The sequence below is a fragment of the Streptomyces sp. NPDC036822 genome (assembly GCF_055609145.1).
The window spans coordinates 1-21649 of sequence record NZ_JBVJPY010000028.1 but is presented as its reverse complement, the minus strand read 5'-3'; the positions used below and the strand labels follow the sequence as shown (position 1 = coordinate 21649).

The 21649-nt window shown below is 68.0% G+C and carries 16 protein-coding genes and 5 pseudogenes; 13 read left to right on the top strand and 8 right to left on the bottom strand.

Annotated elements, in window-relative coordinates; translation table 11 throughout:
• Positions 1-110 precede the first annotated feature (110 nt).
• A complete protein-coding gene (locus tag ACZ68P_RS34000) occupies positions 111-890 on the bottom strand; it encodes an ArsR/SmtB family transcription factor (protein WP_471013001.1) in 780 nt (259 codons plus the stop codon).
• A 66-nt stretch (positions 891-956) separates the two neighbouring features.
• On the opposite strand from ACZ68P_RS34000, the gene ACZ68P_RS33995 reads away from it, so the two are divergent.
• Positions 957-1586 carry a flavin reductase family protein gene (locus ACZ68P_RS33995; protein WP_471012999.1) on the top strand — a complete coding sequence of 210 codons (630 nt, stop codon included), beginning with the start codon at positions 957-959 and terminating at the stop codon, positions 1584-1586.
• Positions 1587-1848: 262 nt separating this feature from the next.
• Here ACZ68P_RS33995 and ACZ68P_RS33990 read toward each other — a convergent pair whose 3' ends face one another.
• Positions 1849-3543, bottom strand: a complete 1695-nt coding sequence (locus tag ACZ68P_RS33990; protein WP_471012997.1) for an alkaline phosphatase D family protein — start codon at positions 3541-3543, stop codon at positions 1849-1851.
• A 652-nt stretch (positions 3544-4195) separates the two neighbouring features.
• On the opposite strand from ACZ68P_RS33990, the gene ACZ68P_RS33985 reads away from it, so the two are divergent.
• The 10 genes and pseudogenes from ACZ68P_RS33985 to ACZ68P_RS33940 all read left to right on the top strand — a co-directional run bounded on the left by ACZ68P_RS33985 (position 4196) and on the right by ACZ68P_RS33940 (position 17558).
• Positions 4196-4801 carry a dihydrofolate reductase family protein gene (locus ACZ68P_RS33985; RefSeq protein ID WP_471012995.1) on the top strand — a complete coding sequence of 202 codons (606 nt, stop codon included), beginning with the start codon at positions 4196-4198 and terminating at the stop codon, positions 4799-4801.
• A 394-nt stretch (positions 4802-5195) separates the two neighbouring features.
• Positions 5196-7775 carry a patatin-like protein gene (locus ACZ68P_RS33980; protein ID WP_471012994.1) on the top strand — a complete coding sequence of 860 codons (2580 nt, stop codon included), beginning with the start codon at positions 5196-5198 and terminating at the stop codon, positions 7773-7775.
• Between the two features lie 84 nt (positions 7776-7859).
• Positions 7860-8085, top strand: a pseudogene (locus ACZ68P_RS33975) (helix-turn-helix domain-containing protein); the annotation flags it as partial.
• Positions 8086-8341: 256 nt separating this feature from the next.
• Entirely contained in the window at positions 8342-9685 is a 1344-nt protein-coding gene (locus ACZ68P_RS33970; RefSeq protein ID WP_471012992.1) for a pectate lyase family protein, read from the top strand.
• Between the two features lie 446 nt (positions 9686-10131).
• Positions 10132-10419, top strand: coding sequence for a hypothetical protein (locus ACZ68P_RS33965; RefSeq protein ID WP_471012990.1), 288 nt, complete (start codon positions 10132-10134; stop codon positions 10417-10419).
• A gap of 149 nt (positions 10420-10568) precedes the next feature.
• Positions 10569-11420, top strand: coding sequence for an inositol monophosphatase family protein (locus ACZ68P_RS33960; protein WP_471012989.1), 852 nt, complete (start codon positions 10569-10571; stop codon positions 11418-11420).
• Between the two features lie 1301 nt (positions 11421-12721).
• The gene (locus ACZ68P_RS33955) at positions 12722-13291 is read left to right on the top strand and encodes a hypothetical protein (RefSeq protein WP_471012988.1); all 570 of its coding nucleotides are present in this window, start codon (positions 12722-12724) and stop codon (positions 13289-13291) included.
• A 641-nt stretch (positions 13292-13932) separates the two neighbouring features.
• The gene (locus tag ACZ68P_RS33950) at positions 13933-14958 is read left to right on the top strand and encodes a DMT family transporter (protein ID WP_471012987.1); all 1026 of its coding nucleotides are present in this window, start codon (positions 13933-13935) and stop codon (positions 14956-14958) included.
• Positions 14959-15356: 398 nt separating this feature from the next.
• Positions 15357-15827, top strand: a complete 471-nt coding sequence (locus tag ACZ68P_RS33945; RefSeq protein ID WP_471012985.1) for a hemerythrin domain-containing protein — start codon at positions 15357-15359, stop codon at positions 15825-15827.
• Positions 15828-17261: 1434 nt separating this feature from the next.
• A complete protein-coding gene (locus ACZ68P_RS33940) occupies positions 17262-17558 on the top strand; it encodes a hypothetical protein (protein ID WP_471012984.1) in 297 nt (98 codons plus the stop codon).
• Between the two features lie 34 nt (positions 17559-17592).
• On the opposite strand, the gene ACZ68P_RS33935 is transcribed toward ACZ68P_RS33940, so the two are convergent.
• From ACZ68P_RS33935 to ACZ68P_RS33925, 3 genes and pseudogenes are all read right to left on the bottom strand, one after another.
• A protein-coding gene (locus tag ACZ68P_RS33935) for an IS5 family transposase (RefSeq protein WP_471013031.1) occupies positions 17593-18392 on the bottom strand; the annotation gives its coding sequence in 2 pieces (ribosomal slippage) (positions 17593-18053 and positions 18053-18392; 801 coding nt in all).
• A gap of 95 nt (positions 18393-18487) precedes the next feature.
• Positions 18488-19247: pseudogene (locus ACZ68P_RS33930) on the bottom strand (IS5 family transposase).
• Positions 19248-19427: 180 nt separating this feature from the next.
• A complete protein-coding gene (locus ACZ68P_RS33925; protein ID WP_471012983.1) occupies positions 19428-19685 on the bottom strand; it encodes a hypothetical protein in 258 nt (85 codons plus the stop codon).
• Positions 19686-19816: 131 nt separating this feature from the next.
• On the opposite strand from ACZ68P_RS33925, the pseudogene ACZ68P_RS33920 reads away from it, so the two are divergent.
• Positions 19817-20053 (top strand): annotated as a pseudogene (locus ACZ68P_RS33920) (helix-turn-helix domain-containing protein); the annotation flags it as partial.
• A 7-nt stretch (positions 20054-20060) separates the two neighbouring features.
• On the opposite strand, the pseudogene ACZ68P_RS33915 reads toward ACZ68P_RS33920, so the two are convergent.
• A pseudogene (locus ACZ68P_RS33915) lies at positions 20061-20188 on the bottom strand (IS5 family transposase); the annotation flags it as partial.
• 41 nt (positions 20189-20229) lie between these two features.
• Here ACZ68P_RS33915 and tpg point away from each other — a divergent pair.
• Positions 20230-20591 (top strand): annotated as a pseudogene (gene tpg, locus ACZ68P_RS33910) (telomere-protecting terminal protein Tpg); the annotation flags it as partial.
• Between the two features lie 91 nt (positions 20592-20682).
• On the opposite strand, the gene ACZ68P_RS33905 reads toward tpg, so the two are convergent.
• Together ACZ68P_RS33905 and ACZ68P_RS33900 are read right to left on the bottom strand one after the other, a co-directional pair.
• Positions 20683-20862 (bottom strand): CsbD family protein, encoded by a 180-nt coding sequence (locus ACZ68P_RS33905; protein ID WP_471012982.1) that lies wholly within the window; start codon positions 20860-20862, stop codon positions 20683-20685.
• 247 nt (positions 20863-21109) lie between these two features.
• Positions 21110-21649: IS630 family transposase (locus ACZ68P_RS33900; protein WP_471012980.1), on the bottom strand; the 540-nt coding region annotated here is incomplete at its 5' end.

The window sequence follows — 21649 nt, the reverse complement described above, 5'->3', positions numbered from 1 at the left end:
TCGCGGGCTTGGGGGCAGTTGGCGATCAACTGGGCCGTGGATGTCGAGGGGAAATGACGACAGTGTCGTAGGAAGCCGGCCCGGGCACCGAGCTGTCGACATGCCCCCGTCTACATGTCGCCCGTGGGCAGCCCGCTGTTCGTCGAGGCCCTGGCCTGCGTCGTTGGACAGGCGAGCACCTCGTCGGTGAGGCCGAGCCGCGTGCGCAGTGCGGTGTGGCCCGCAGCGGTCACTGTGACCTTCCGGGTCGTGCTCCGGTGCACCAGCCAGGATGAGTCCAGCGCGTGGCGGAACAGCGCCGCGCCTACTGCGCCGGCCAGATGAGGGCGCTGTTCCGTCCAGTCCAGACACGTGCGAACGTGAGGTCGCCAGGACGCGTTGGGGCGGTCGTCGGCGATGCCGAGGTCGCGGAGCCAGTCCCGGCCCGTCGCGGTGAGGGTCGGTCCGTAGTCCCAGGCCAGCAGCCCGCGTTCGGTCATCGCGTCGGTGATCGCCACGGCCAGCGTGCCCGCGAGATGGTCGTAACAGATTCGGGCGTGCGCCAGGGCGCGGCGGCGGTTGGAATCGGTCAGCGAGCGGACCGGGGCTGGTCGGGACGGTGCCCGGGCGGCCAGGTTCTCGATCATTTCGGCGGTGTCCGCGGTCGCCAGTCGTAGCAGCCGATTCCGCCCCTGCCTCTCCTCGGCCAGGATGCCGCCCCGCACCAGCCGGTCGAGGTGCGAGCTGGCGGTGGATGGTGCGACGCCCGCGGTGCGTGCCAGCTCCGACGCGGTCCAGGCACGGCCGTCGAGCAACGCCAGACAGAACGCCGCGCGAGTACGGTCCGCCAACAGCCCCGCGAATCCGGCGAGGTCAGGGCCGTCTGCGTAGGTTCCGTCGAAGCTGGTCACCCCTACAGTTTCGCCCGACGACAGTTCGGCCGCCGACGAAGGGTCCGGACCCTAGGGTTCGACTCCATGACGACAGCAACACACGCGCCCTCGCACATCGCGATAACCCCGAGCATCCTGTACTTCGGTACCCCCGTCGCCCTGCTGACCACCGAGAACGCGGACGGCTCGGTCAACCTGACCCCGGTCTCCTCTGCCTGGGCGCTCGGCCAGACGGTGGTGCTCGGCCTCGGCGCTGACAGCCAGACCGCAGCCAACCTGGCCACCCGGCCGGAACTCGTGATCAACCTTCCGTCGCCCGGCATCTGGACCGCGGTGGAGCGGCTCGCCCCGCTCACCGGAGCATCTCCCGTGCCCGCCGCCAAGCAGTCACGGGGCTACCGCTACGAGCCCGACAAGTTCGCCGCGGCCGGCCTTACACCCGTACCGTCCGAGACGGTACGGGCTCCGCGCGTCGCTGAGTGCCCGCTACAGCTCGAGGCCCAGGTCCGGCGCAGCTCACCGGACGCGGAGGGTCACTTCCTGATCGTGGAGTGCGCGGTCGCGCGCGTCCATGCCGACCGGAGCATCGTCGTGCCCGGCACCCAGCACATCAACCCCACCCTCTGGAGTCCACTCATCTTCAACTTCCGCCACTACCAGGGCCTCGCCCCCGAACTCGGCCACTGCTTCACCTCGCAGACACCCACCCACTGAGCGATGACGGGCGAGTACGACTCGAACCGATCACCGCAAGCGGATGACCAACGCCTTTCACCAAGAGCATCCCCATGCTGTCCTGGCAGGAGACCTGGTGCCTCCCGAACTCGGTTCTGGCACGGATCCTGGGAAGCCGTCGCGGAGCGAGACATCGTTGTTCCATTGCGAGGCTTGCTGGAGCGGGCAGACAGGCAGCGTCTCGTGCTCCACCGTCGCCGCGGCGCGTGGGTCTGTGTGTGGGGCACGGTCCGGCTGGGGGTCAGCTTCCATCTGTCAGACTCCGGTCGTGGACACCGAGGAGCCGCGCTCCGGCGCGGTCGGTCCCGCGGCGCCCCTGCTTCCCATCCGCCGAGGCCTTTTCCAGCCGTAGCCGCGCGGTACGTCCGCGCAGTGTCAGTGTCATCAGCTGGTTGCCGAACCAGGGCCCGCCGGTGCGCTCCCAGCGGACCTCCGGTCTTGCGACCCGTCCGTGGCGGGCGAGGAGATGCCCGATGATCTTCGCGAACCGGCTCCAGCCGAAACGGAACCCGACCCGTATGGCTGCGGGGACCGAGTTGTGCAGCGGTGAGCAGGTGAACTGGAAGACGCGGGAGCGCGGCTGCTGTCCGGTGGCCCAGACGGGCTCGGCCACATACGCGTGGTGTACGTCTCCGGAGAGCACGCACACCGTCGCCGGAGCGGCCTCGGATCTGCCTACCTCGGCGACCGTCTCCGTGAGCTGTTCGAACGACGAGGTGAACGCCGCCCAGTGCTCCAGGTCCGCGCGTCGGCGCAGCCATTCACCGAAGCGTGCCCAGCGTGGTCCGCGTTCGCCCCGGCAGAGCGCCGCGTGCCAGCCTTCCGCGAAGTGGACCATCGGGGGCAGCAGCCAGGGGAGCGAGGTCCCGACCAGCAGGTGGTCGACGCCGCCGGGGTCGTCGAAGGCCTGCGTGCGAAGCCAGGCCGCCTCCTCGGCGTCCAGCATCGCCCGCTGCTGCTCCTCCAGCACCCGCGCGGCCCGGGTGTCGACCATGAGCAGCCGGGTGCGGCCGAAGTCCTTGCGGTAGCTCCAGCGCACGGTCGCAGGGTCGGCATCGGCGCGCTCGGCGAACGCGCGCAGTACCTCCGTACCGTCGTCTGCCGCCAGTACCGCCGCGTACAACGTGTCCTCGGCGAGCTCGGCGGGGGAGAGGTTCCCGAGGTGCTGGTAGACCCAGTACGACATCAGGCCGCTGGTGATCCGCTCGTGCCACCAGGGCGTTGCCCGCATGTCGGCTACCCAGGCGGCGCTGGTGTTCCAGTCGTCGATGACGTCGTGGTCGTCGAAGATCATGCAGCTGGGTACGGTCGAGAGCAGCCAGCGCAGTTCGGGGTCGCCCCAGGACTCGTCGTAGAGGTGGGTGTACTCCTCGTAGTCGGCGACCTGGTCGGGCGGGGCGGCGGAGCCGGTGCCGGCGGCCCGCCGATGTCGGGCGATCCAGGCGCGGGAGTCGGCGGAGGTCTCGTCCGCGTACACCTGGTCGCCGAGGAGGAGGAGAACGTCCGGACGCTCGGCCTCCGGGTTGGCGGCGAGCCGGGCGGAGAGGGTGTCGAGGACATCGGGTCCCACCGGATCGGGTTCGCCCACGGCAGGCGCCGCCCAGCGGCACGAGCCGAAGGCGACCACCGCGCCCGTCGCCGGGACCGGCGGTGTGTGAATGGTGCTGGGCGGCTGGGTCGAGTGGGCGAGGGGCCACACGCGTTCGCCGTCGAGCAGCACCTCGTACGTCGTGGCGGACCCGGGGGTGAGTCCGGTCACGACCACCAGTGCGTAGTGGTGGCCGAGGACCTGGAACGTGGGGGCCGAACCACCGGCGCCGCCCGGGCACCGGACCTCCGCCGTGCACGCCCGGTCAGCCTCGACCCACACCGTCGCGCTCGTGCCCGACTCCCAGTCCACATGTCGCAGGAGCGGACCCAGCCTCAGACCAGCCATCGAATGCATGCTCCCTTCCGGTGCTCCGCACGGTAGGGAGCGGCCGCTCCCACAGTACTGAGATGACGGCGGAAACGGTGCCGTTGTGCTGCCAGGCCGCCCCGCGCGGCGGACACGGAAGCTGCCATTCAGCGCGACAGCACATGCGCTGTGGCCCTCACCGCGCCCGTCTCGTCCGCGCCCCTCTGCGAACGCCTGGACCGTCTGGAGGCCGCGGCGCCTCGGGCCGTCGGATCGACCAGGTATGGAGGAGGGCCAGCGTTCGCCCGTCCAGCCCCAGGCCGCAACAGTCTCTGCAACGTCCAGGAACCCTGAAAGGCAGCTCCCGTGACGGCGTCGACGACTCGCTGTAAGCCGCTGACCGGTGAACGCGTGCGCTCGGCGGGGTGGTGAGGGAACCGGCGGCGATGCACCGACCGCTGTGGGGCCAGCCCGGCCACGCCACTCGCCACAGAGTGGCCCTGGCCGCCGGCCTGGGCCTTCGCCGTGAGAGACATGAACGCGGCTATGCCAGCGGTTCCAGGACCACCGCTGCTGCGCCGATCTGATCGGCTAATGCGTCACGGTTTTGTCGTTGCTCCACAGCGCGGCCGATGAGTTTGTGGCTCCCGGCCGGTCCAAGCTGGTGACACCTCAAGGAAAGGACACCGCCATGTCGGAGCTTCTCGTCGACTTCATCACTTCTCTCGACGGCTACGCATCGGGGGAGGGATGGCCCGGGTTCTGGGGCCTCGAGGGCCCGGAGTATCTCGCGTGGCTCGGCGAGCAGCCCGAGGTCACCTACCTGATGGGGGCGAACACCTACCGGCTGATGTCGGGCTTCGCCGCGGGCGAGGTCCCGAGTGGCCAAGACGAGTTCCGGCCCGAGGAAGAGGCGTCCGTCGACGAGCTCACGCAGGCGTCCAAGGTGGTGTTCTCCTCCTCACTCGAGGAGCCACTGACGTGGGCCAACTCCAGGCTCGTCCGCGACGACGCCGTCGAGGCGGTCCGCGCCATGAAGTCGAGTGGCTCGGGGCTCCTCAGCACGATCGGCAGCCTCAGCCTGTGCCGGTCCCTGCTGCGCGCCGGACTCGTCGACCGCTTCCGGGTCGTCATGTTCCCGGTGATCACCGGGGCCACGGGCGAAGAACGCATCTACGACGGCTATCCGGATGTCGCCCTGGAGATGATCGAACACCGCACCTTCGACGGCCGCATCCAACTGGTCGAGTACAAGCCCCGCGTGCTCGAGCGCCCGCCGCTCAGCGTCCCTGCGTGACGTCGCCCCGTAGCCGGTCTGGACAGCCGCCAGGCCGGCCCCAGCGGGTGGAGCAGGAAGAGGTGGCGGGGTGACTGCTTCGACGGGAGCAGCATGTCGTCATAGGGGCGGTCGTCCAACTGGGCGACGCGATGAAGCACCGCTTCGGTTATTGCTTCGATGCCCATGTCCTTCATGCGGCTCACCTCGGTACCGGTTGGGAGAGGGCAGGACCAGACGAGGGGTGTTCCTCGCTACGCTTCCCGACCGTCACTCCCAGGGGTGCGATGGCACGCCACCGGCTTGACCACCCTGGAGACCGTGCAGGCCCAGGTGGACGTTGCGCGCGCGTGCATTCGGCTGAGCGTCAGCGCGCGTCCTCGCCCCCGGTCTCAGCGGCCTACAAGATGCCCGTATGGCAACACCGGAAGCCGCTCCGCAGGTAGAGCCGTCCCATGGATCCGTACAGCGCGAGGTACGTCTCGCCCTGGTGATGAACGGCGGAGTCAGCCTCGCCGTCTGGATGGGCGGTGTCACACACGAGCTGGATCTCCTGCGCAACGCTTCACCGCACCGGCAGAGGGAGGACGGAGCTGCCCTGGGCAAGGTCCAGCAGATCTGGAGCGAAGTCCTGGCGGCAGCCGGCGAGCGGGTAGTCGTCGATGTGGTCTCGGGGACATCAGCCGGAGGCTTGAACGGCGTGCTGCTGGCCACCGCGATCGCTCGGGGTCGTGCGCTTCCCTCTTTGCGTGACGTGTGGGAGAAGTCCGCCTCACTCACCCGTCTTCTCGACGGGGTCAACACATCGAGCATCCTCAACGGGAAGACTTTCTCGACAGAGGTGGCGCAGGCGATCGAGCTGATCGACAAGTCCGGGAGCGGCGCGGCCAACCCGGTCGAGCTGCTCGTGACCGCCACGGCCCTCGGCGGGCCGGCATGGCCGTACAGGGACAGCTTCCGCAACCCGTTCGAAGTCGAGGACCACCGGCGCCTCTACCAATTTCGTCACGGTGACCGATGGGAGTACAACCGGTCCGAAAGCGGATGGGTATTCGAAAAGGCGTGGCACGAGGAGTTCGGGGACAACTTCACTGAGCGACTGGTACTCGCCGCCAGGGCCTCCGCCAGCTTCCCGGCCGCGTTTCCACCAGTTGACAGCAAGCCCTTGGAGGCATGTCAGCTGCGCCGCCGGCCCCTGTCCGAAGCCGACGCAGGCTGCGTCATGGACGGCGGCGTCCTCAACAACGCACCGTTCGAACCGGTGCTGGCGGCTATCACACGACGGGGCATGGCGCACAGCCCAGTCCGGCGCGTGCTGGTCTACGTCGTACCGTCCGTAGGCATGGGCGTCACGAACGCGAGTGACTCCGACGTATGCGGTCACATCCCCATCTACAAGCCGCCTATGCATGCACTGCAGTACCCGACCGAGACGAACCTGCGGTCCTCGGTGGAGGAGATGCTGACCAGGCTGCAGGGCAGAGCACGGGACATGCCCAGCGACCTTCTCGGCCGGATGTGGGAGCAAGCACGTGAAACCGAGACATCACCTGGCCGTGCCAGTCTGGCCGATCATCTGGTCAAGGCCGCACGCGACCTGCTTGGCGAGTACCGCCGCAACCGTGCCTACGCAGTCGTGCTCGACGCCCGCCGACGGCTCGCCGACGGCACCACCGAGGTCACCTTCCACGAGGCCGACTCTGAAGAGATCGAAGACTGCGCGAGCGTTCTGCTCCGGCGCGGCGATCTGGCCTGGGTCCCACGGTGGCACCCTGACGAGCTGACGGGCAGCCGCGGCGCCTGGCGCTGGGGACTGGCCGCAGCGGAACGCCTCCTGCAGTGCCTGAGCGTGCACCTGCGCCGCCTGGCCGACCACGAGGCCGAAGGAAGGCCGCTCCCTGAAGCCGCCCGGGACGCTCTCATCGACAGCGCCCAGAGCATCACCGAGGCCCTACGAAAGGTCCTGGCCGTGGTCGAAACAGTCGATGACGACCTGCAAACCAAGGCCAAGGAAACCCGGCACCCTGTCGACACCGAAACACTGACCTCCCTGATCGACCGCGTGTATGAGGATCTCCACCTCACGGAAGAACTGCGCCGCATCGTCGAAGAGGCGAGTACCGCGTACTCGAGCGCCCTGGAGCGCTCCGGATTGGGCAACGGCTGGACCGCCGACACAGTCGTCACCTACTGCCTCGCCATCGAGGTAGTGACGCGGGTATACGCGACGCCGGCGAGATTCCTCACGCCTCTGCCACCGCAGTTCGCATTCCTGCGGCTGGGCCCGGACAGCATGGGCCCTCTTGTCGAAAGCCCCGCGCTCACTGGTATCGGGGACAAAAAGCTGTACGGACTGAGGCTCGGACATTTCGGAGCATTCATCGACCCGGAATGGCGCAGGTCCGACTTCGCCTGGGGCCGCCTGGACGCCGCCCACCACCTTCTATCGCTCTTCACGCTCTCCCCAGCGGACCGCCAGGCCTTTGAACGCAGGCTGCACCTGGCGATCCTGAAAGAGGAGGCGCCCGTGGGCATCGCCGCGAGCCAGGCGCTCCCACGTGAGGAACAGGCTCTCGCATGGCTGCACGGCCACCTGGCCCACGCGGACAAGAAGGACACCGCCCTGCTGAAAGACCAGGCGGACACGGAGGACGGGAAACAACTGATGCGAGACCTAGCCGGCGCACTTGTCCGGATCGTTGACAGCACATTGCCACCCGACACACCAGACCCAGGAATGAAACTTCCCTGGCGTAAAGCCGTACACATCGCGCGCCTCGTCTTCGCTCGCGAACAACCCGCACGAGGACCAGGAACACTGCTACTGCGCGCCCTGACCACCTGGCCGCGCCGCCGGGCCCAGAGGGCACTGCGCACCGACCCTCGCGCATTGCATCCCGACGTACTCCGAGCCTTCCTGTACAGCGTCGCGGGCACACTGGCCGGCGTAGTCGGCCTCACGGTGCTGATCACCTGGCTGGCCGCACGCCGATGACGCCGCCCTTGTGGGCACAAGGGCGGCGTACACAGTCGGTACCGCTAGTGTCCTGAGTCAGGGGTTTGTCGTCAGTCTGGTGCGATCGCCTCCTGTCCTGCTGGCCGGCTCACCGGTCAGCGGCTCGCCCAGCGGCCAGGGCTGGCAGGGGTCCAAGGTCAGCAAGCTGGAGAACGGGAAGCAGACGGCCTCGCCCGAGGACCTGAGGGCATGGGCCGACGGGGCGGAGCGGCCAGACGCGTACCCCGAGCTGGCCGCCCGGCTCGCCGGATTCGAGTCGCACATCCGGTCATGGCGCAGAGCGCTGGCGTGAGTCGGCGGTGTACGGGGCCGAGGCCAACTACCTCGTCGGACTCGGCGCGGCGCGCTCTGGGCCCCCCCGCTGAGTCCGGCTGGTTGACGCGTCGGAGCCCCGGTGACCACCTGGCCGCGCCCACGACCTCTTCGTCCCGATGAGGTTCGGTTGGTGACCGGGTCTGCAAAAAAGATCCCCGCACGCGGCAACCTTGCACGGGTCGGCGACCACTGACAGGGCGTAACCCCGTTCTCCCCCGTAAGGAAGCCCCGTGGCTGCTCACTCCCACCGCCGATCCCTCCGCTCCCGTCGTGCCGCCGTCATCTGCGCGGCCGTCGTTGCCGCAGGCGTCGGCGCTGGTGTTGCCGTGATGAACGCCAATGCCGGGACCGTCGACCTGTACCACCAGACGCTCACCGCGGCGGACGGCTGGGCGTCCTCCGGTAAGGGGACCACCGGTGGCACGAAGGCCGACGCCGCCCACACCTTCACCGTCTCCACCCGCGCGCAGCTGGTGAAGGCGCTGGGCTCGGTCTCCGACACCACGCCCCGCATCATCAAGATCAACGGCATGATCGACGCCAATACCGACGACAGCGGAAAGAAGCTGACCTGCGGCGACTACGCCCTCGGTACCGGCTACTCGCTGCCGGCCTACCTCAAGGCCTACGACCCGGCCACCTACGGCCGCTCCAAGCTGCCCTCCGGCACCCAGGAGCAGGCACGCGCCGCCGCCCAGGCCAAGCAGGGCAAGAACATTGTCTTCAAGGTGCCAGCCAATACGACCATGGTGGGCGTCCCTGGCACGAACGCGGGCCTCACCGGGGCCATGCTCCAGATTCAGAACGTGGACAACGTCATCGTCCGCAACCTGACCTTCGCCGCCACTGAGGACTGCTTCCCGCAGTGGGACCCGACCGACGGTGACGACGGCAACTGGAACTCCAACTACGACTCGGTGTCCCTGCGCGGCGCGACCCACGTGTGGGCGGACCACAACACGTTCACCGACGCGCCGCACTTCGACAGCGCCAACCCGAAGTACTTCGGCCGCGAGTACCAGATCCACGACGGCGCCCTCGACATCACCAAGGGATCCGACCTGGTGACCGTCTCGCGCAACCAGTTCACCAACCACGACAAGACGATGCTGATCGGCAGCAGCGACACCGACAGCGTCGGCAGGCTGCGCGTCTCCATCCACCACAACGTGTGGAAGGGCATCATGCAGCGCGCCCCGCTGGCCCGCATCGGCCAGATCCACATCTACAACAACTACTACGACGTCACGCCCGTCCACGGGTACACGACGCAGTACAGCATCAACTCCCGTGCCAAAGCTCAGGTCGTCGCGGAGAACAACTACTGGAAGCTGCCGGCCGGCGCGAAGGCCGCCAAGCTCCTCAGCGGTGACGGCACCGGATCGATCAAGGGCTCCGGCAACTTCGTCAACGGCACGGTGACCGACCTCGTCGCCGCCTACAACGCCGCCTCGTCCAAGGACCTGAAGACCACGGTCAACTGGACCCCGACCCTCATCACGGGCCTGGAGACCTCGGCGAGCGGCCTGCCGACGTCGCTGGCGACGACGACAGGGTCGGGCGTGCTCAAGTAGCACCCGAGACACGCGAGGGCCGGGAGACCAAGAGCCCCGGCCCTCGCGTACCCACGCCGACGCGGTCTGCCGCGCCACGGACTGTGAAGGGGCCCGGGATGCGTTCCCGGGCCCCTCGCAGCGTCTGCCGGGCACCGTCCACAGGACGCGGTGCACGCCGGGCGCATGCCCTTGTTCTCGGCGGCCGGAAGCCGGCGGAAGAGGCATCGGGAGAGGGCGGCCCGCCGGCATGAACATCCCGATCTCCCCGGCGCGACAGGAGATCCGAACAACTGGCGCTCCTCCTCGCCGGCAACAGGTCCGAGCCATGGGACAAGAACGCCGTCATCGTGCTGTCCCTCGGCCCACGTGGCAGCTGCTCGGGCGCGCATCGAGCCGTGATCGAACCGCCTGCTGCACAGGCCGGTGGCGGCCGCCCGCGGCGCACCGCGTGAGATCATCCGTCCATGAGCAGCGATCTGGAAGTAAGCGCTCTGGCGATCAATGTCACGATCCCGCAGGCGCTCCGCTGGACGGACACTCGACGCGGTGAAGCGTTCACACTGACCACGCTCAACGTCCGGCTCCTCCGGGACGGTCACCTCGCCGTGAAGGCCTATGGCAGACCAGTCGGTGGTGGTCGGGGTGCATATGTCTCATTCCCCGTCCCCGATAACCCCGAACTGGCGACTCTGGTCTCCGACGCCGCCAGCCGTGCCGGGGCGCTGTGGGCCGCCCATCGTGGTCTCGGCTGATCGCAGGGCGCATATCGGGCCGTGATCGGTCTGCGGGAGTCACCCTCGCGGCGGGGCCGGACCGGTCGGTCTTCTTGCGTGACGCCAGTGCAACCGACCCACGGGCAAAGCGAGTTCATCCACCCGTACACCTCGATAGTCTGCACGGCGTGATCACCTCGTATGCGAGCTTTGACGATGCTGCGGTCGCGATAGCCGGGGCGCGGGCCGGCGCCGGCGTGGTCCGCGACATGTACGGCCAGCGGCTCGACCGCATCGACAAGGGTGCCGGGGACTTTGCCACCGCCGCCGATGTGGAGGCCGAGATGGCCATCCTCGGCGTCATCCGTGCCGCACGGCCTGATGACGCGGTACTCGGAGAGGAAGGCGGGCAGCAGGGCACTACCGGCGCTGTGCGGCAGTGGTTGGTGGATCCTCTGTGCGGCACACTGAACTACGCCGTCGGCAACATGCTGGTGGCCGTCAACGTGGCGCTGCGCGATGGGGCGGCCGCGGTGGCCGACCCGTTCAGCGGAGAGGTCTTCTTCACCGACGGGGAGACCGCGTGGGTGCAACACGACGGGGCCGAGCGACTACTGGTGCCCACACCCGATAGCCGATTGGTGGACGTCAACCTGGATCCGCCCTTCCCCAGTGCGCCCGGATTCCGGGCCGTGGATCTGCTGGCCCACCCTGAGTTCGTCGAACGGTTTCAGCCGCGCGTCGTATCCACGACTCTGGCGATGGCCTGGGTCGCTGCCGGCAAGCGCGCCGCGTATGTCACCGATGGCGGCGACCTTTCCAGGAGCGTGCACTTCGCGGCCGGTATCGCTTTGTGCCGGGCGGCTGGTTGCGTTGTCACGGGGGTCGACGGTGCCCCGATTGGCGAGGGGGGTCGTGGGCTCGTGGTCGCTGCCGACGGCGAGATCCATGGGCTGCTGATGTCGATGATGCGCAGCCGAAGCCAGTGGCTGTCTGGTGATCATGTGGCTGAGCCGAGCGCCGGCGTGGGCCGGGCATGACGCGGGCCACCGGATGCCACCGCGCCCCACTGGCGCGTACGGCCGGCGGAGGGCCAGGCGGGTGCGGGCGGAGTCGTTCTGTACGGCGCCGAAGCGTCAGGCCGCCGAACGAGAGGGCGAGACACCGGGGCGGGGCTGCTGCGCCCCGGAAGCAGCGGGATCGTCCGCGTGACCGGCGGCGGCGATGACGGCCCGTCGGAGTCGCTGTCCGCACTCGCCGACGGCCCGCCCCTCGCCGATGTCTACGGCCGCCTTGCCCCGGCTATCGCCGCCCCGGGCGAAAGCCTCACTGCAGTCACCCTCGACCAGAGTTCGCCTTGGGTCTCGGCCTTCTCCTCGACGGACTTTGTAAGGTAGGCGCACCGCTGAACCCTCAGAGTCTTGGGGGCCCTGCGGCGCGACATGCGGGGCGAAGGCGGCGAGGCATCGCTGCCGCGGCCCCTGGCGCGCAAGACGTACGTCAGGAGCTGGCGCCGCTGACGCCAGGGGCGACGAAGCGCCGGTACAGGGGGTGGAACGTCGGCTCGGGATCGCTCGCTTCGCTCTGCACGCCCAGTTCACCCTTGAGTACGGGGGCGACCCTAGCTCGATGAACCGGTTGAAGTGATCTTGCGACTCCCAGATGTCCATCACGTTGAGGCCGCCGTCGACGAACCAGGCGGCGTGCAACACGCACCCGTCCGGTGCGTCCTCTTCCCAGCGCCCCCTTTGGCGCACCGCGTCGTACACGTCGGGTGTGATCTCGGGCCGGGAAAAGGTCATCACGACTGCCATGGGGATGTCCTCCCGCCCGCCTGGACGCGCCGCGGCCGGACGGCACACGGGATCGCACTGCGAAGCTAAGCCGCAGACCTTGCCGGTGCACACCGGGGCGTCCACCCGAGAAGGGCCGATTATCCACGGGCAGAGCGGGTTACTGCCTCGGCCGAGCAGGTCATGCAGCTCCTCTTGGCGCGGCAGCGGGACGCGCTCCGGTGGCTGCGTCCAGGCGTACGAAGATCTGTAACAGGCGACTCCTGACCATTCGCATGGCGCCACGAGAACATCGTGTCCTGGCCACTCACCGGCGCAGCGACCGCGTACGGACCCGCCGCCGGGACACGGCAACGGCCAAAGTGGCGAGGATGTCGGCTGGGGCCACCTTCACGGGGCAGTCCATCCCGCTTACGTACCGCCTTCAGGCGTGGGGAACCTCGAGGACCCTCGTTCGGATCACCGTGATGGCGGTGGCGACGGGGGCCGACGAAGGTGGGTGCGTACGTCTGTCGGTGACACCCATCCCCTCTCCGAGGAGCACTGTCATGTCCGAACGCCACACCTTCATTCGCAGCCTGCACGATGTGGGCCTGGCCGTCTGGTTCGGCGGCTCGCTGATGGGCGCGATCGGACTCAACGGCGCAGCCAAGGACGAAGGCGGCACGGCGGCGACCACGGACCGGATTGCGTCCGCCGGCTGGGCGAAGTGGACACCCGTCAACGCCGTCGCGCTCGGCGCGCACCTGTTCGGTGGCGGCGGTCTGCTGGCCGTGAACGCCCCCCGCGTCGCCACCCAGCAGGGCGTAGCCGCCTCCACCACGGCCAAGACCGTCGTCACCGCCGCGGCCTTGGCCGCCACCGCCTACGCCCGCGTCCTGGGCAAGAAGGTCGAACTGGCCTCCTCCTCCGACCCGCAGGACGCGCAGAAGGCGCGGGAACACCCCATCGACCTCGACAAGGCCCGGCGGCAGCTGACCTGCGCGCAGTGGGTCGTGCCGGCGCTCACTGGATGTCTGGTGGTACTCAACGCCCTGCACGGCGAACAGCAGCGTCCCGGCGAGCAAATCCCAGGCATGTGGGACCGAGCCCGGTCCGCGAGCCATTTCGTGATGTGAGACCCGCTCTCGGATGCTGAGTCGACCCCGGTCCGAAGATTCCGCCGTTGTCAGTGACTGATGCTCAACGGGGCGTGGGGGAGGGCCGGGTGCGTCTGCGTACGACCGCTCAGGCGTTGGCTCAGCAGTCGCGAATCGTGTGGGAGCGTGCGGACCACCAATCGATCATGGAGGTGTCCCGGCCGGGGTACGGATCGCTCAGGACACGTCTCCTCTGCTGCGCCAGTAGCTTTGCCCAGGAGCCCAGGAGCCCAGGAGCCCAGGAGCCCAGGAGCCCAGGAGCCCGGGAGCCCGGGAGCCCAGGAGTCATGCGATTCTGCCTCACCACCCCAGGCAGGACACACACGGCGGGCCCGCCGTCGAGGTCCGAGGGTCAACCCTCGTCGCTGCCGGGCCTCACAAGCGGGTCGCGACCCAGAGACGCAAACAAGAGCGAGGTCGGTGCGACCTCGTGCCGACGGTGACGACCGCGCCCATCCCCGACTGGATGAGCGCCTGCTGCGAGCCGGCTTCGGTGGGTGGAAAACCGACTGCGACGTGTGCGCACGGCAGGGTAAGTTGAGGTCATGCAGCTGTTTCTCACTCCTCCGCCCGCCGCTTAGGCGGGCAGTTCGACCCGGTCACCTTTGTGGAGGGGCCGGGTGGGTTGCCCACGCGTACATCGTGTTGGCAATCGATCGAGGAGATATCAGGTGCAGTCCTCTTCTGCCTTGCCAGTCCGGCAGGGTGTCCTCTACGTCGCTATAGCGGCCACGGCATGGGGTACGGGCGGAGCCGCGGCCGCCTGGCTGTATGAATCCGGCGGCATCGGCCCGGTAGCCGTTTCCTTCTGGCGGTTCGTCGTTGGGCTGGGTTTGCTTCTTGCCGCTCACTGCGTCCGACGCTCGGGGCGGCGGGGGACAGCTGGGTCGCTGCGCACGATGTTCGCCGCGAACAAGGGGCGGATGGTGACGACAGGCTGCGGGCTGGCCGTTTACCAGACCGCCTACTTCGCTTCCGTGCAACAGGCGGGGCTGACGTTGGCCACGGTGGTAACGCTCGGCGCGGGGCCTGTGCTGATCACCCTCGGAGCCCGGATTTTCCTGGGCGAGCGCATCGGCGCCGCTGGGGTCGCTGCCGTCGCATGCGGCGTTGTCGGCCTCGTACTGCTCATGGGAGGGGCCGATGACAGCGCTGGCTCAAGCCCCGCCCTGGGCATCGGATACGCGCTGGTGTCCGCCGCCGGCTACGCGGGCGTCACCCTGCTCGGACGCGCTGCGGGTCGAAAGCACACCAGTGACCCCTTTGCATCAACGGTGACCGGCTTCGCGGTGGGCACTGTCTGCCTTCTGCCCATGGCACTGCTGGAAGGCATCGTGCCGCACATGGATCGTCCAGGCGTGACGCTGGGGCTGATGCTGTATCTGGGAGCTGTACCGACGGCGTTGGCGTACAGCCTCTTCTTCGCGAGCCTCAGCGTCGTGCGGGCGACAACAGCTTCCGTGGTGGCGCTGTTCGAACCGCTCACCGCCGCGGCCATCGGCATCGCGGTGATGGGCGAACGACTGAACGCGAGCGCGCTGGCCGGCACGGCACTGCTGGTGATCGCCGTGCTCTTCCTCGCAGCGGAGGAAGGGCCCATCCGAGCGGCTGCCAGAAAGCCCGAAGAAGCCCCATCACTGCCGTAGAGCACCGGCGGCGGCCGCAGGAACAACGGCGGGCAGCGAGGATGACCTGCTGCCCGCCGGGCGGGCGAGGAGCCCTCCGCGCTCACCATCACGAGGAGAAGACGGTGGACCTGTCGCGGCCGGCGGTGCCGGACCTGACCCCGCCTGGGCGCCGCCGGCCGGCTGGCGTACGCAGCCCCCTCCCGCACTTTCCCTCCGGAACCTCAGCTCTACGAGGCCGGGCGGCCGGAGTAGCTGATCTTTCGGTAGGAGCGGACAGTTCACCTTGAGCGGTAGGCCCTGCGCCCTCGTGCTGTACCGTGTGGGAAGCGTCGCGTGCCGGTGGCAGACCGTGTCAGGCATGGAGGCGCCGGACCGAAGGAGGCCGACGATGTACTCGTCGCACCCTTCGCTCTCGCGTGACTGAGCGCGAGACGACCAGGCTCGTCGCCTGGAGCCAAGAACTCCGTCAAGTGCACCACCGACTACGGGAAGCGTTGTCCGTAACCCGTGCCTCCCTTGCCGACGGCACTCCCGGTGAGGCTGCCACGCGCGAACTGTTGCTGTACTGCCACGGCTTCTGCGCAGCTCTCGACGGCCACCATCAGGGCGAGGACCGCAACCTTTTCCCGGCCATCGCAGCTGCACACCCCGAGCTGCGCCCGGTACTGCGCTCCCTACAGCAGGATCATTCGATGATCGCCTACCTGATCAACGGCCTTCGTACCGCGATCGAGCGGGCTGCGCCCCCCGAGGAGCTTGACCAGCACCTCGAAGGCATCGCCGCGATCATGGAGAATCACTTCCGCTACGAGGAGCGGCAGCTGCTCACTGTGCTCGAGACCCTCGAGCTGCCAGCTACACCCAGCGAGGTCCTGGGCCCGATATGAGCCGGCGGACGGTGAATCCGGGTCGACCATGCGGGCGGCTATGTCGCCGGAATCCGGGGCGGTCCAGGCCTGGGCTGGGCGTGTTCGGGCAGAGCATCGGCCGCGGCCGGTCTGGGAAGGGCCCGGCGATTTCGTCCCCCGCCAGGGGACGCAGTCCGGATGGGGTGTTGCCAGGCGGCAGTCCGAGCCGCCTGGCAAGAACGCCCGGACCAGTACGGCTGCGCACCCTGGCCACACCGTCCGCATCCGGTACGACGGAACACCAGTCGCCAGGCACCGCGTGGGCCAGCATGAGGGAGAAACCGTCATCTGTGACCTCGGAGAGTATGTCGGCGATGGTCATCTGCTCTCCTTGTGGGGTTGCCTTCCGCTCCAGCTGGGGTGGCCGTCGCGGACGCTTCGCCCGATCGGGCAGGAGTCATGGGTCGAACGCGACGGCGAGCACGATGAGCACGCCGAGGATGACCACGCAATACCCGGCGTGGCGCTGCCAGCCGGTGACGACGGCTCCGGAGCGAGCAGCGGCAGACCGGGACGGCTCACGAACGCGCCGCGGCCCGCCCGGTGGTCCCGGATGGCGTGCAGCATGTCGCGGGCGACCAGGGCGAGGTGTCTGGCATAAGACGTCGTTTCATATCGGGCGCCCGAAGCCATTGCACGCCGTTCAGCGTCAGTCGAAGCACGTAGCGTTGCACTTGAGCGGACCTCATGGGGAGGCGTACGCGGTGTTGACGTTGGACGAGGCGGTTATTCAGCTTGACGACAGGTCCTCGGCGAAGCGCCGTGCGGCCGCGAAACGACTGCGCAAACTCGCTGTCGAGGCTGCCGGACCGGCACTGTTGCTGGCTCTCCAACGCGAGGTGCTCGACCTGCGGACATGGGAAACTCAGTACCAGATGGTCATGGCGCTGGGAGCGTGTGATCACCGGCCAGCGGTCCCGTTCCTGAGCGATCTGGCTCAGCGGCCCCTGGAAGCCACCATGGTGTATGTCGCCCTTGGTGACTCGATCGTGCGGCTGCGCGGCGCGGAAGAGGGAATCTCGGTCCCTGTGCAGCGGAACACCCATGCTTGCCGACGGAGCCCTCCGCGCTGTCGCCATGCTGCGCGCGGTGCCGGAGCCGGAGACCGTCGATTACATCCTCGACTTTCTTGCACCACTGCACTCTCACGATGGACTGCGCTTCTGGGCTGCGGCAGCAGCAGCCGGATGGCCAGGAGAGCGGGTCCACGCATTCTTGGAGAGGTGTGTGGCAGGTCCGCGGACGGACGTGGCTGATGCGGCGGCCACGCCGCTGGAAGGCAAGTACCAGACCTATCGGCCGCTTTAGACGTCATCTCATTTGGTGCGTGAGAGTAGAGCTCGGGCTTGCTGTGGTGCGTATCTGACCTGCAGGTTGGGCCATACTCCACGAGTGACTACACCGATAGGCCCTGTGATTCTCTTCGATGACGACCATTACATGTACGTCCTTCAGGACCGAGCGTCCGCCGAGGCATGGTGGGAGATGCCCGACGAGTACGCCTGTGGATTCGACGCCTTGGCCAGACCGTTGCGCATGACGGGTGAGCCGCATCAGGTCACTCTTGAGCTCAGTGGTGATGAATCGGCCGAGGCCGACCTGCGTCGTCTCGTTGCCGACCACTACCAGCGGTTCCTGCATGGGCAGGCGCCGCCCCGAGCATCCGATCTTTCAGAGTTCGTTGCGAGACTGCCTGTCGAGGGCTCATAACGCGAATCCGTTCGCCTGGCAGGGCTTCAACGAATCAGGTGGTGAGTCTGCGGTAGCAGATGAGGGTGCAGGCGATGCTGGTGAAGGCGAGGAAGTGGTCGGCCTTGCGTTCGTAGCGCCGGTGGAGTCGCCGACAGCCGGCGAGCCAGGACATAGTGCGTTCGATGGTCCAGCGGTGGTGGCCCAGCCGCTGCGAGGACTCGACGCCCCTGCGGGCGATGCGGTGGGTGATGCCTCGCTCGCGTAACCATTGCCGCAGGTGGGAGTAGTCGTAGCCCTTGTCGCCGTGAAGCTTGCCCGGCTTGCGTCGCCTGCGTCCGCGGCGGGACCGGATCGGCGGTATGCCCTTCACCAGCGGGATCAGGGCCTGGCTGTCGTGCAGGTTCGCCGCCGAGATTCCGACAGAGATGGGCAGACCGGTCCGCTCGGTGATCAGATGGATCTTCGACCCGTACTTGCCCCGGTCCACAGGATTCGGGCCTGTCAGGTCCCCCTTTTCAAGGCCCGCATGTTCACCGAGTCGATCGCACAGCGGGACCAGTCCAGCTCGCCTCGTGAGCCGAGTTCGTCGAGGACCAGGCGGTAGAGCTTGGCCCACACTCGGGCCTTCGTCCACTCGGAGAAGCGCCGGTGGGCTGTCGCTCCTGACGGCCCGAACGACGCGGACGGCAGCTGCTGCCACGTGCAGCCGGACGTTGCCACGAACACGATCGCGGCCAGCACCTCTCGGTCACCATGCCGACGCCGGCCACCGCCCTGAGGTCGCGATGGAGCCTCCGGCACCACTCGCTGGAAAAGCTCCCACAGCTCGTCCGGCACCAGCCGTTCAACAATCCCCACCACAGCCCGCAGCCTACCGACCCTGCCAAATGAGATGACCTCTTAGGTCAGGCCGAATGACTTGTGGCGCGTAGTTGGGCCGAGCGGGTTCAACTCGGTCGGCGGTAGCCGATGAGGGCTGCGGCAGTCCCAACGAATGCGAGGAAGTGTTCGGCCTTGCGTTCGTAGCGGCGGCGGAGCCGTCGGCAGCCGGCCAGCCAGGACACGGTTCTCTCGACTACCCATCGGTGGCGGCCGAGCCGTTGTGAGGACTCGACGCCCTTGCGGGCGATGCGGTGGCGGATTCCCCGCGCGCGGAGCCATCGGCGCAGGTGGTCGTAGTCGTCGTGCAGTTTCGCCGGGCGTCGGCGGCGTGGGCCTCGTCGGGAGCGGATGGGCGGGATGCGCCGCACGAGCGGCTCAACGCCCTGGCTGTCGTGCATGTTCGCACCGGAGATACCCAGGGGCAGGGGGAGTCCGTTGCGGTCGGTGATCAGGTGAATCTTCGATCCCAGCTTGCCGCGATCGGTCGGATTCGGTCCCGTCAAAGGCCCTCTCTTGCAGCCCGGACACTGACCGAGTCGATCGCGCACCGCGACCAGTCAAGCTCGCCCCGGGCACCAAGTTCGTCGAGCACCACCCGATAGAGCCGGGCCGGTAGACCGTGGGCCAGGCCGGTCCGAATACCGGCGGCAGCTGTGGCCAGGTGCAGCCCGACGTCGCCACGAAGATGATCGCGGCCATAGCCTCACGGTCACCGGCCCGGCGCCGGCCCCCGCCGTGCGGACGCTTCACCTCAGTCGGCGGCACCACCCGCCGGAACAGCACCCACGACTCGTCCGGCACCAGCCGCTCAACCAGGCTTGTCATGCCCCACTCAACGAACGATCACGTCATAAGAAGCGACGTCTAAGGACCAGGGCCCGAGCGGCCCGTCTTCGGGGCCGGCCGCCTTCAGCTGCTGCCAGGTCTCCAGCGCTACCCGGCCGCGCAAGCTGGGCTCGCTCTCCAGGATCTGCTCGACGCCGGCGGCGGCGGTCGCGCAGCTGGTCAGCAGACGGTCCGTGAGTCGGGCCAGGGGGAGGGCGCCCGGGCGATGTGCCTCTCGATGGCCACCTCGACGTGCTCCTCTTCGACCCCGGCCATCCGAGTGAGCGCCGCGCCGAAGTCCATCTCGACGACGGAGTCGTTGCCTGGTCGTGACGGGGTCTCCTCTTCCTCGGTCACCGGGAGCCGGATATCGGCGAACAGCCGCTTCCTCACGTCCGAGTCATCCAGACCCTGCGGGGTCAGCTCACTAGCGTCCACGACGCCGCTCTTCCTACTACGCTGAGATGCCCTGTCAGCACTGCACTACGACGGTAGAAACCGCAGACCGCTGCCAGAAGGGGCCGCAGGGACGGGAACGCGGGACCTGGTTGGCGCGTAGAGGGGGGCCCATGGGCGGCCACTCGCGTACAACTCCGACCGACGGTCAGGGATCCCGGCCTCGAGCGCGCGGAGGCGTGGTGTCCGGGTACGTCTTCCGGCTCATCCGAGAGCAACTCGGGTGCACGCAGGAGGAGCTGGCTGAAGAGTTCCGCGTCTCGTCCGACACCATCGCCGGATGGGAATCGGGACGCCGGCCCCTGACCGCTACGGCCGTGGGGACGAATGCGAGGGGCCGGCATCGGCTGTCGGCCACGTGGTCCCCCCGCCGCGGGAGCGTCCGAGGGCATGGTCGTCCTGCTCGCCTGCCGGGACCCCTTTTGACGGGTCCCAGCCGCATGCTGGTGGGTGCGGCAGACCGTGGAGTCGACGCTCAGGTCCCAGACGATTCGCCTTTCGCGTCAGCCAGGGACTGGAGCCGGGTGACGTCGCCGCGAAGATCAACGACGCGGTATGGCAGCGGTGGCAGCTGATGGTGGGCAAGTGCCGGCTGCGTCAGGCCGCCATCACGGGTGGAGTCACCGTGACGACCAGGGCGCGGTTCGGCTGCACCGCACAGGCCGGCACGGCCGACGCGGACGCTTCCGCCGGCTCGCCGTGCGCCTCCCTGCGGCGTACGCGCACCGCTTGTTCGACGCCCGCGACGCTGGAGCCGGTGACCAGCAGATGCCTGGACTTATCGCCGAAGGATCGAGGGATATGTGTTCCCAGGACGGCGGCGGCCGCGCTTCAGGTCTGTCGGACGTGGAAATCAACGATATCGATTACCTCGGCCTGGATTTCTGAGCACAGTAAATGAACGACATAGCCTTGTCCCCGGCATTGCAGCTGCCGGGGACGAGGCTCGTTACGGCAGACCTGCCGCATGAGGGCGTGATTACTGCTTGTGGTCACGCAGGGAATCGCGTACGCCTTCCAACCTCGCCCCGACCTGCTCGGCGGCTTCATTGGCCTTGCTCTTGACCTGGTCTGTCCTGCCTTCGGCTTCAAGGCGCTCGTTGCTGGTGACCTTGCCGACCATTTCCTTGGCCTTACCCTTGGCGTCCTTGATACCCATGTCTACTCCTTCGGTGACGGATGAGTCGGAAATGACGTTATGGGCGGCTCAAGCAGCTCGCACACCAGCGCTGCGCCATATGGGGGCGGGCCGAGGAGTGGCTGCAGAGGCTGATGGCCAATGCGTCGGGTTCGGCAACAATGACGTCAAGTGCTCCGGCGCTATCGGCGGCTCGGCCCGGTATCAGCTGATACGCGAAGAAGCCCACCCCTTCGGACGGTTCTCCGTCCGACCGCCGCCCTGCCGTCTAGTGACCTGAGTCAGAGATTCGGTGGCAGTAGGCGGCGATTTTGTCGAGGATTTCGTCGGCGGTCTTTGTCCAGACGAAGGGCCTGGGTTGGTTGTTCCAGTCGGCCAGCCATGACCGGATGTCGCGTTCGAGGGATTGGACGGAGCGGTGGACGCCGCGCCTGAGCTTCTTCTGCGTGAGCTCGGCGAACCACCGCTCGACCAGGTTCAGCCACGACGCACTGGTGGGTGTGAAGTGCAGGTGGAACCGCGGGTGGGCTAGCAGCCACTTCTTGATGTCGGGTGTCTTGTGCGTTGCGTAGTTGTCCAGGATCAGGTGGACCTGGAGGTCGGCCGGGACTTCCTTGTCGAGCTTGCCCAGGAACTTCTTGAACTCGACAGCCCGGTGGCGGCGGTGCAGCGATCCGATGACCTTGCCTGTGGCGACTTCGAGGGCGGCGAAGAGGGTGGTGGTGCCGGCGCGGATGTAGTCGTGGCTGCGTCGTTCGGGGACGCCGGGCATCATCGGCAGGACGGGCTGGGACCGGTCCAGGGCCTG

Bases quoted from the DNA above. Each gene is read 5' to 3' on its own strand.
- ACZ68P_RS33980 (WP_471012994.1), top strand. From the start codon at position 5,196: ATGGCAACACCGGAAGCCGCTCCGCAGGTAGAGCCGTCCCATGGATCC.
- ACZ68P_RS33990 (WP_471012997.1), bottom strand. From the start codon at position 3,543: ATGGCTGGTCTGAGGCTGGGTCCGCTCCTGCGACATGTGGACTGGGAG.
- ACZ68P_RS33955 (WP_471012988.1), top strand. From the start codon at position 12,722: ATGTCCGAACGCCACACCTTCATTCGCAGCCTGCACGATGTGGGCCTG.
- ACZ68P_RS33985 (WP_471012995.1), top strand. From the start codon at position 4,196: ATGTCGGAGCTTCTCGTCGACTTCATCACTTCTCTCGACGGCTACGCA.
- ACZ68P_RS33905 (WP_471012982.1), bottom strand. From the start codon at position 20,862: ATGGGTATCAAGGACGCCAAGGGTAAGGCCAAGGAAATGGTCGGCAAG.
- ACZ68P_RS33965 (WP_471012990.1), top strand. From the start codon at position 10,132: ATGAGCAGCGATCTGGAAGTAAGCGCTCTGGCGATCAATGTCACGATC.
- ACZ68P_RS33995 (WP_471012999.1), top strand. From the start codon at position 957: ATGACGACAGCAACACACGCGCCCTCGCACATCGCGATAACCCCGAGC.